The sequence below is a fragment of the Nocardioides sp. CPCC 206348 genome (genome assembly GCF_048654705.1).
GTDB lineage: Bacteria > Actinomycetota > Actinomycetes > Propionibacteriales > Nocardioidaceae > Nocardioides.
In genome coordinates, this window is sequence record NZ_JBMCZA010000225.1 from 19,276 (window position 1) to 27,126 (window position 7,851).

Annotated in this window: 10 protein-coding genes, 2 tRNA genes and 1 pseudogene; 7 read left to right on the forward strand and 6 right to left on the reverse strand. The window is 71.4% G+C overall.

All coding sequences use genetic code 11. The annotated features are described in order from the left end of the window. On the forward strand, positions 1-822 hold an 822-nt coding region (locus ACOADB_RS25435), incomplete at its 5' end, for an HAD family hydrolase (protein WP_378605493.1). After that, on the forward strand, positions 819-1,451 hold the full coding sequence (locus ACOADB_RS25440) for a hypothetical protein (RefSeq protein ID WP_378605496.1): 633 nt from the start codon (positions 819-821) through the stop codon (positions 1,449-1,451). The genes ACOADB_RS25435 and ACOADB_RS25440, both read left to right, overlap by 4 nt. 13 nt (positions 1,452-1,464) lie before the next feature. Here the strand turns inward: ACOADB_RS25440 and ACOADB_RS25445 are convergent, their stop codons facing one another. The 4 genes from ACOADB_RS25445 to mobA are packed head-to-tail and all read right to left on the reverse strand — an operon-like array spanning position 1,465 to position 4,115. Further along, a complete protein-coding gene (locus ACOADB_RS25445) occupies positions 1,465-2,109 on the reverse strand; it encodes a bacterial proteasome activator family protein (protein ID WP_378605499.1) in 645 nt (214 codons plus the stop codon). Positions 2,110-2,143: 34 nt separating this feature from the next. Beyond that, positions 2,144-3,121 (reverse strand): NAD(P)H-quinone oxidoreductase, encoded by a 978-nt coding sequence (locus tag ACOADB_RS25450; RefSeq protein WP_378605502.1) that lies wholly within the window; start codon positions 3,119-3,121, stop codon positions 2,144-2,146. Between the two features lie 28 nt (positions 3,122-3,149). Then, positions 3,150-3,473 (reverse strand): DUF6457 domain-containing protein, encoded by a 324-nt coding sequence (locus tag ACOADB_RS25455; RefSeq protein WP_378605505.1) that lies wholly within the window; start codon positions 3,471-3,473, stop codon positions 3,150-3,152. 51 nt (positions 3,474-3,524) lie between these two features. Then, positions 3,525-4,115, reverse strand: coding sequence for a molybdenum cofactor guanylyltransferase (gene mobA, locus ACOADB_RS25460; protein ID WP_378605508.1), 591 nt, complete (start codon positions 4,113-4,115; stop codon positions 3,525-3,527). Positions 4,116-4,162: 47 nt separating this feature from the next. Here mobA and ACOADB_RS25465 point away from each other — a divergent pair, with 47 nt between their 5' ends. Both ACOADB_RS25465 and ACOADB_RS25470 read left to right on the forward strand, forming a co-directional pair. Further along, on the forward strand, positions 4,163-4,954 hold the full coding sequence (locus ACOADB_RS25465) for a carbon-nitrogen hydrolase family protein (protein WP_378605511.1): 792 nt from the start codon (positions 4,163-4,165) through the stop codon (positions 4,952-4,954). Positions 4,955-4,965: 11 nt separating this feature from the next. Then, positions 4,966-5,997, forward strand: a complete 1,032-nt coding sequence (locus ACOADB_RS25470) for a hypothetical protein (protein WP_378605514.1) — start codon at positions 4,966-4,968, stop codon at positions 5,995-5,997. Positions 5,998-6,009: 12 nt separating this feature from the next. Here ACOADB_RS25470 and ACOADB_RS25475 read toward each other — a convergent pair. After that, a tRNA-Ser gene (locus tag ACOADB_RS25475) sits at positions 6,010-6,097 on the reverse strand. 104 nt (positions 6,098-6,201) lie between these two features. Here ACOADB_RS25475 and ACOADB_RS25480 point away from each other — a divergent pair. The 3 genes from ACOADB_RS25480 (at position 6,202) to ACOADB_RS25490 (ending at position 7,150) form a co-directional block, all read left to right on the forward strand. Further along, positions 6,202-6,660, forward strand: coding sequence for a hypothetical protein (locus ACOADB_RS25480; RefSeq protein ID WP_378605517.1), 459 nt, complete (start codon positions 6,202-6,204; stop codon positions 6,658-6,660). 101 nt (positions 6,661-6,761) lie between these two features. Then, positions 6,762-6,855: transfer RNA gene (locus ACOADB_RS25485), tRNA-Ser, on the forward strand. Between the two features lie 169 nt (positions 6,856-7,024). Further along, a complete protein-coding gene (locus tag ACOADB_RS25490; protein ID WP_378605520.1) occupies positions 7,025-7,150 on the forward strand; it encodes a hypothetical protein in 126 nt (41 codons plus the stop codon). A gap of 29 nt (positions 7,151-7,179) precedes the next feature. Here ACOADB_RS25490 and ACOADB_RS25495 read toward each other — a convergent pair. Further along, positions 7,180-7,851, reverse strand: a pseudogene (locus ACOADB_RS25495) (LuxR family transcriptional regulator); the annotation flags it as partial.

Consider the following 7,851-nt stretch of genomic DNA (forward strand, 5'->3'; position numbering starts at 1 on the left):
GCTCTCGACATCGACGGCACCCTGCTCAAGTGGGTGGAGGGCCTCGGCATGAGCTACGAGCAGGTCACCCCCGCGGTGCACGACGCCGTCCGGCGGGTGCTCGACGCCGGCGCCCACGTGGTGCTCTCGTCGGGGCGTTCGGCCGCCAACATGGTCACCGTTGCCGACCAGCTCGACCTCCACGGCCACGGCGAGAAGATCTGGATCGTCGCGTCCAACGGCGCCGTCGTGCTGCGGTACCCGCCGATGGAGGTCGTGCACGAGGTCACCTTCGACGCCCGCGCAGCCGTGGCCGCCGTACTCAAGGAACACCCGGAGGCGCTGGTCGCGGTCGAGGAGCGCGGCGTCGGCTACCTCGTGTCCGCGCCGTTCCCCGACGGTGAGCTGGGCGGTACGTCGACCGTCGCCGAGGTGGCCGACATGGTCGCCGAGCCGGTCAGCCGTGTGATCATCCGCGACCCGAACGCGACCGCCGAGGACTTCGTCCAGCTGTCCGGCCGGCTGGGCCTGCACGGCACCGACTACGTCGTCGGGTGGACGGCCTGGCTCGACCTGGCGCCCGTGGGCGTCTCCAAGGCCTCCGGCCTCGAGTACGTCGCCGGGCAGCTCGGTGTCGACCGGGCGGACGTGCTGGCGATCGGTGACGGCCGCAACGACATCGAGATGCTGCAGTGGGCCGGGCGTGGCGTGGCCATGGGCCAGTCGGTCGACGAGGTGAAGGCGGTGGCCGACGACGTGACCGCCTCGGTCGAGGACGACGGCGCCGCCGTGGAGCTGGGTCGCTGGTTCCCCGCGCCCGGATCTGGTGGGATGGGCGCGTGAGGCTCCCCCTGCGTGTCGCCGCCGCCCTGGCGGCCGTGCTGTTCTCGCTGCTCCCCGCAGCGGCCGACGCGACGCCGACGATGCCCGACGGCTGCGGCGATCTCGTCCTCAACGACCGTACGGCGGTCTACGAGCGTGGCGCCGGCGTCGACGACGTGTTCGTGGGCCGTGTCGACGGTGTCCTGCCGGGCGTCCTGCCGGGTGGCGGGGCGGACGACACCAGCTCGCACCGGGTGTTCGTCCAGGTGCCGTTGAAGAGCGACCTCGCAGCCGGGAAGTACGTGCAGGTCACGTTCACGCCCACCGACGACGTCGCGGACCGCACGCTGAAGGTCGGCGGCCGCTACATCTTCTTCACCCAGGGCAGCACGCCCGACGAGCTCAGCGCCGACGCCTGCGACGGGTACGTTGCCGCGGCGGGTCTCGACCAGGCTGCCGTGGTCCGGCTCCGTGAGTACCTCGCCGTACCGCCGGCCGTCGAGCCGCCCGCGTCCGCGCTCAGCGACCCGCCGGCCGACGCCGATGCCACCCCCGACCTCGGGCGCCTGCTGGCCCCGGGGGGCGCGATCAGCCTGATCGGCGTGCTCGGCCTGGTGCTGATCAGCCGGCTCGGCCGCCAGAAGCCCTGACGCGGGCCGGTCCCTACAGGTACATGCCGCCGGTGCGGTGTTCCTCGCCCTGGCCGGACTGACCGCCCTGACCGCCCTGACCGCCCTGGCCGGACTGGTCCGGCTGCAGGGGTGACTGCTCGGGCCCGCCCATGGCCATCCCCGGGGGCAGTGCACGGCGGATCTGCTCGAACTGGGCGCGCGCGGCCATCTGCTGCGCGTAGATCGCCGTCTGGATGCCGTGGAAGAGGCCTTCGAGCCACCCGACCAGCTGCGCCTGCGCGATGCGGAGCTCGGCCTCGGACGGCGTGACGTCCTCGGAGAACGGCAGCGACAGCCGCTCCAGCTCCTCGACCAGCTCGGGGGCCAGGCCCTGCTCGAGCTCGGCGATGGAGGACCGGTGGATCGCGGCGAGGCGGTTGCGGCTGGCCTCGTCGAGCGGCGCGGCCTTCACCTCCTCGAGGAGCTGGCGGATCATGCTGCCGATCCGCATCACCTTGGCCGGCTGCTCGACCAGGTCGGCCAGCGAGCGCTCGCCGTCGTCGTCCTCGTCGTCGTTGCTGGTCACATCGGTGACGTCCGTGGCCTGGCTGGCCTGGGCTGCTGAGGCGGGCACGGTGCCGATCGGCTGCCCGTCCGGTCCCACCACCACGATCTGCTCTTCGCCGCTCTCGGTCATGGATCCCAACCTAGCCCGAGCGGGCCAGCCGGGATCAGGGGGTCAGCAGGACCTTGCCCACGCTGTCGCCGGACTCGATCAGCCGGTGGGCCTCGCCCACCTGGTCGAGCGGGAGGACGGCGGAGACGACCGGAACGACGGTGCCGTCGTCGACGAGCGGCCAGACGTTCTCGACGACCGATGCGCAGATCCGTGACTTGCCCTCGACCGGACGGGACCGCAGCGCGGTCGCGATCACCGCGCCGCGCTTGGCGAGCAGCTGGGCGATGTTGAGCTCTGCCTTCACGCCGCCCTGCATGCCGATGATGACGAGGCGGCCCTCGTCGGCGAGGACGTCGACGTTGCGGGCGAGGTACTTCGCACCCATGTTGTCCAGGACGACGTCCGCCCCGCGGCCGCCGGTGGCTTCCTTGACCACCGCGACGAAGTCCTCGTCGTGGTAGTTGATCGCGACGTCGGCGCCGAGGTCGCGGCAGCGCTGCAGCTTCTCCTCGCTGCCGGCGGTCGTGAAGACCCGGGCACCTGTCTTCGCGGCCAGCTGGATCGCGAACGTGCCGATCCCGCCGCCACCGCCGTGCACCAGGAACACGTCACCGGGGCCGAGCCCGGCCACCATGTACACGTTCGACCACACCGTGCACGCCACCTCGGGCAGCGCCGCGGCGGTGACCAGGTCGATCCCGTTCGGGATCGGCATCACCTGCGCAGCGGGTACGACGACCTGGCTCGCGTAGCCGCCACCGGCCAGCAGCGCGCACACCTGCTCGCCCACCGACCACGTCTCGACTCCCTCGCCGAGTGCGGCGATCGTGCCGCTGCACTCGAGGCCGATGACGTCCGATGCACCCGGCGGCGGCGGGTAGAAGCCCTGCCGCTGCAGCAGGTCGGCACGGTTCACGGCAGTGGCCGCGACGGTGATCAGCACCTCACCGGGGCCGGGAACCAGGTCGGGCAGCTCGGTGACGGTCAGGGTTTCAGGGCCCCCGGGGCCGGTCTGGGTGACGGCGCGCATGCAGCCAGTGTGTCAGCGGGCCGAGTGCTCAGACGAGGGAGTCCCGGTCGTCGTACTCGGCGTCGGAGAGCTCCTCCACCTCGACGTCGACCTGGGGCTCGTCGGTGACGCCCGGAGGTCGGTCCCAGGCCTCGGCGAGCGCCTGCGCCCTGCCGGCGAGGACCTCCACTTCGTCGGGGTCCGCACCGCCTTCGCCGGCGGCGAAGCCGAGGAGGAACGCCGTCACCACCCCGGCCGCGGGGTGGACGTTGTCGACAGCGATGCGGGCAAGGTCAACCAGGAGGCCTTCGTCGGCCTCGGCCTCGATGTCCAGGACATCGCACAACTCATCGATCCAGTCGTGGAGGTTCACCCGAACAGAGTGATCCTCAAGGGCCGGTGCTGACAAGGGCCCGGGCTGTGGTCAGCGCAGGTCATCCGATTCCGGACCGGCATCGCGCAGGTCGGCCCAGGTGTCGATGTCCTGTGCCTCGCGGCCGATCTGGTCGACCTCGGCGAGGTCGAAGGGCTCCAGCAGGGCCCGGATGGACATCCCGTGCTGCTCCTCCAGGCCGGGCCGTACGGCGTCGAGGCGAGCGGTCTCGAGGACGTAGGCCAGCTGCCGGCGACCGTCGGCGCCGACCAGGGCAGCACCCTCGTGGCTCACGGCGGCGTCGTGCAGGCGGCGGAACGTCGAGGAGGTCAGGTGCGGCATGTCGACGGCCAGCACGGCCAGGGTCGGGAAGCGGCGCAGCAGCGAGTCGCGCCCGGTGAGGAGGCCGGCCGCGGGCCCGCCGTGGCGGGGGTCCTCGAGGACGAAGGTGACCGGCCGGTCGGTGGGCACCCAGTGGCCGACCACGACGACCTCGCTCGCGTCGATGACCGATTCGAGGGCCCGGTCCAGCAGGCTGCGGCCGTCGATCTCGATCGTCGCCTTGTCCACGCCGCCGAGCCGCGTCGCCTGGCCGCCCGCGAGGACGATGGCCGCAAACGAGGTCAATCCGGCTTCGATCACCTCGTCAGTCTCCCAGCCGACCCCGATCCACGTCCTACGCTGGCACCGTGACGGTCCCCACGCTCCGCATCGCCCTCGTGCAAGCAGCGGCGTCCCTCGACCCCGCCGTCAACCGGACAGCCCTCACCGGGTTGACCGCCGAGCACGGCGCCGACACGGACCTGGTCGTCTTCCCCGAGGCCTTCGCCCGCGACTTCGGCGAGGCCGGGTCCGACGTGAGCGGGTACGCCGAGCCCATCGACGGTCCGTTCGGTACGACGCTCGCCGCCGCGGCGGCCGACAGGGACACCACTGTCGTGGCCGGACTGTTCGAGCAGGGTCCCGACGCGAGCCGCCCGTTCAACACCCTGCTGATGCGCGGGGCCAGCGCGGCGTCGTACCGGAAGGTGCACCTGTACGACTCCTTCGGCTACCGCGAGTCGGACCGGCTGACGGCGGGTCCGATCGAGCCGGTGGTCGTCGACGTGCACGGCTGGAAGGTCGGCCTGATGACCTGTTACGACCTCCGCTTCCCCGAGCTGGCGCGGGCGCTGGTCGACCGGGGCGCCGAGGTGATCGTGGTCCCGGCGGCCTGGGTCGCCGGGCCGCGCAAGGTGCACCACTGGCGCACCCTGCTCACCGCGCGCGCCATCGAGAACACCGTGTACGTCGCCGCGGTCGGCCAGCCGGCACCCCGCTACTGCGGTCACTCGGTGGTGCTCGATCCGTTCGGCGAGGTGGTGGCCGAGGCCGGCCCCGGGTCCGACGACGCGCCCGAAGTGGTGCGCGCCGTCCTCGAGCGGGAGGTGCTCAGCGAGGCGCGCCGGGTCAACCCCTCCCTGGCGAACCGCCGTCTGTAAGGTCCTTCCTCGTGTCCCGCAGCGTTCCTCGTGTCCCCTCCCGGGAGCCGATCGAGCAGCGCCTCGGTGAGTTCGGGACCTCGCGCCAGCCGCTGCTGATGCTGCTGGCCGCGATGGCGGCAGGGACCGCGGCCCTCGTCTGCGCGATGGTGCCTGTCGGCCCGGACTGGTTCGGCAGGGTCGGTTCCATCGTCATCGCGACCACCTTCAGCGCTGCCCTCGCCGCCCGTACCGGTGGCCGGCCGGTGGTCTTCGGCCTGCTGGCGCTCGCGTGCGGCCTGACCGCCGTGCTCAGCGACCAGGACCTGCTGCTCACGGGCGCCGCCGTCCTGACCTCGGCGGTCGCGGCCGTCCTCGGGGTCATGATCACCGTCCCGGCAGCCAGCTTCCTCGCCTCGGCCCGCGAGTGCGTCGCAGGACTGGTCGTCGCGGGGGTCGGCGCCCTGGCCACCATCGGGTTCGAGCCGGTGATCGAGACGGTGCGCTTCGAGTACGTCGGCCTGGGGATGGCGTTCCTCGCGGCCATCGTGCTCGTGTTCCGCCTCGGGGCCGGCTTCCACGGACTCGGTCGGCGCGGCCTCATTGTGGTTGCGATCGGTGGTGTGGTGCTCGCGGCGACGCTGCTCTACGCGGAGCTGCTGCGGAACTACGGGTCCTCCGGCCTCGTCGACCAGCTGCTGTCCTGGGTGACCTGGAGCAGGGAGACGCTCGGCGCCTTCCCGCGCCCGATCGAGACGATCCTCGGTGTCCCGGCACTCGCCTACGGATGCCACATGCGGGCCCGCCGCCGCCAGGGCTGGTGGGTCTGCGCCTTCGGCGTCGCCGCCACCTCGCCCACCACCACGGCCCTCGCCAACCCCGCGGTCACCGTCCAGGAAGCACTGCTGTCGGTCGTCTACGGCCTCGTGGTCGGCCTGATGATCGGCTGGATCATGATCCGCCTGGACCTTGCGCTCACCGGCAACCGCGGACGTCGTAGTCGTGTGGCCGAGCAGGCCGCCGCCGTACGCCCGGAACCCAGCCGGTTCTCGGCACTCCTGTGAGTGCGTGGTCCTTGGCAGAGGGGGCGGGATTCGAACCCGCGGTAGGTCTCCCTACGACCGCTTTCAAGGCGGTTCCGATCGGCCACTCCGGCACCCCTCCTCGTCCGGGGCGACGCCAGGGCGTCTTCTCGGACAGCAAGCGAGCCTAGACGACCGGGCGCTCCCACTTTGGTCGACCCGGGTTCTGTCTTGTTCAATCGGCCCATGAGCAGCGCGCACTCGACCTCCGTCTCCGAGTACCGGCTCGCGCCTGTCGTGATGGCGCGGTTCGTCGGTGCCTACCTCGTGCTGCTCGCCCTGCTCCTCCTCGGTACGACGGTCGCGGCCGTGGCGTTCGAGTGGAGCCTCGACGTCCTGGTGGCCCTCCTCGGGCTGGGCATCCTCGGCCTGATCGGGCTCAGCTGGTGGCTGCGCAGCCGGCTCGTGGTGGTCCGGCTGACGTCGTCCGGGTACCGCGTCCGGATGGTGCGGGCCGCCGGCGTCTCCGAGGCGCCGTGGAGCGACGTCGAGGACGCCGTCGCTGCTGCGCCCCGCGACATCGAGTGCGTGATCCTGCGGTTGCGGGACGGCCGTTCGACGACGATCCCGGTCGAGCTCGTCGCAGGCGACAAGGACGATCTCGCCCGCGACATCCGCGACCGCCTGCGCGGCGCAGCCCGCTGACGTCGTACCCGTCCGGGAGACGACGGGCGGGTCAATTGGGAGCCGCGCGACGGTGCTTGTAACCTTGCTCCGCTGCTCGGTCGTTCGCGACCGATGGTGGAGGAGGCGTCGCCTAGTCCGGTCTATGGCGCCCGCCTGCTAAGCGGGTTTGGGGCTACAACCCCATCGAGGGTTCAAATCCCTCCGCCTCCGCCAAGTGACAGCACGAGACCCCGAGTGAGGACCCCCTCACCCGGGGTCTCGCTTATGCCGGGAAGTTGCGGCAAGATGGCAGGGCGTGGTCTGGACATTTGGGGGACGGTCACGCTTCTCGGGCTCCAGAGGGAGGGTTCCGGGAGGGACCCCACTAGCTAGGGGAATGACGATGAAGAAGATTGCTCGCAAGGCCGCTCTCGCGTTCGCTGTGATGATCGCTGCCGTCGGCGTTGTCTCGATTCCGACCGCTGCCGAGGCAGACAGCGGCTGGGGCTGGGTCATCGGCCGCAACTGAGCTGTGCCCGGGCCGTCCGGCCCTGACGGTCAGCCGCCGCTGGTGTCCTGACCGGCGATGCCGCGCTGACCCATGATGTAACCGAGCTGGAAGCGCGTCTCCGCGTCGTACTCGTCCTTGAGCTCGGCGACATAGCCCGCATACGTCCGCGCGCTCACGCCGAGCCGTTTCGCGCTCACCGCGTCCGCGTGGCCCTCGATGAGCATCCGCATCGTCATCGCCCGCTGCTCGGTCGCGATCTCCTTCATCACCCGTTGCTCGCCACTGGCGAACGGACGGCCGCGCGCGAAGGCGCGCTCGAAGACGTCCACGAGGTACGCCACGATCGCGGGCTCTCGTACGACGACCGCGGTCGCCAGGCTGTCGGCGGCCGGGATCAGCGCCACCCGCCGGTCCACCACGATCATCCGGTTGAAGAACTCGTCCAGCGTCCGCACCTCGGCGCCGTGCTGGGTCACGTCGGCGACGTACTTGTGCGTCGCGGGGTGACGCCGCGCGCTGTGCTGGTAGATCGTGCGCATCGAGATCCCGCGCTTGAGCGCCGCCACGTCGCGGGTGGCGGCCTCGGCGACCGTCTTCGCGCTGCGCGTGGTCTGCGGCTGCGCTGTCAGCAGCTCGGTCTCGGCGTCGCCGATGATCGAGGTGAGGTAGGGACTGATCGCCTCGCCGTGCAGGTAGAGGAACGGGCCCGACTCCGTCGC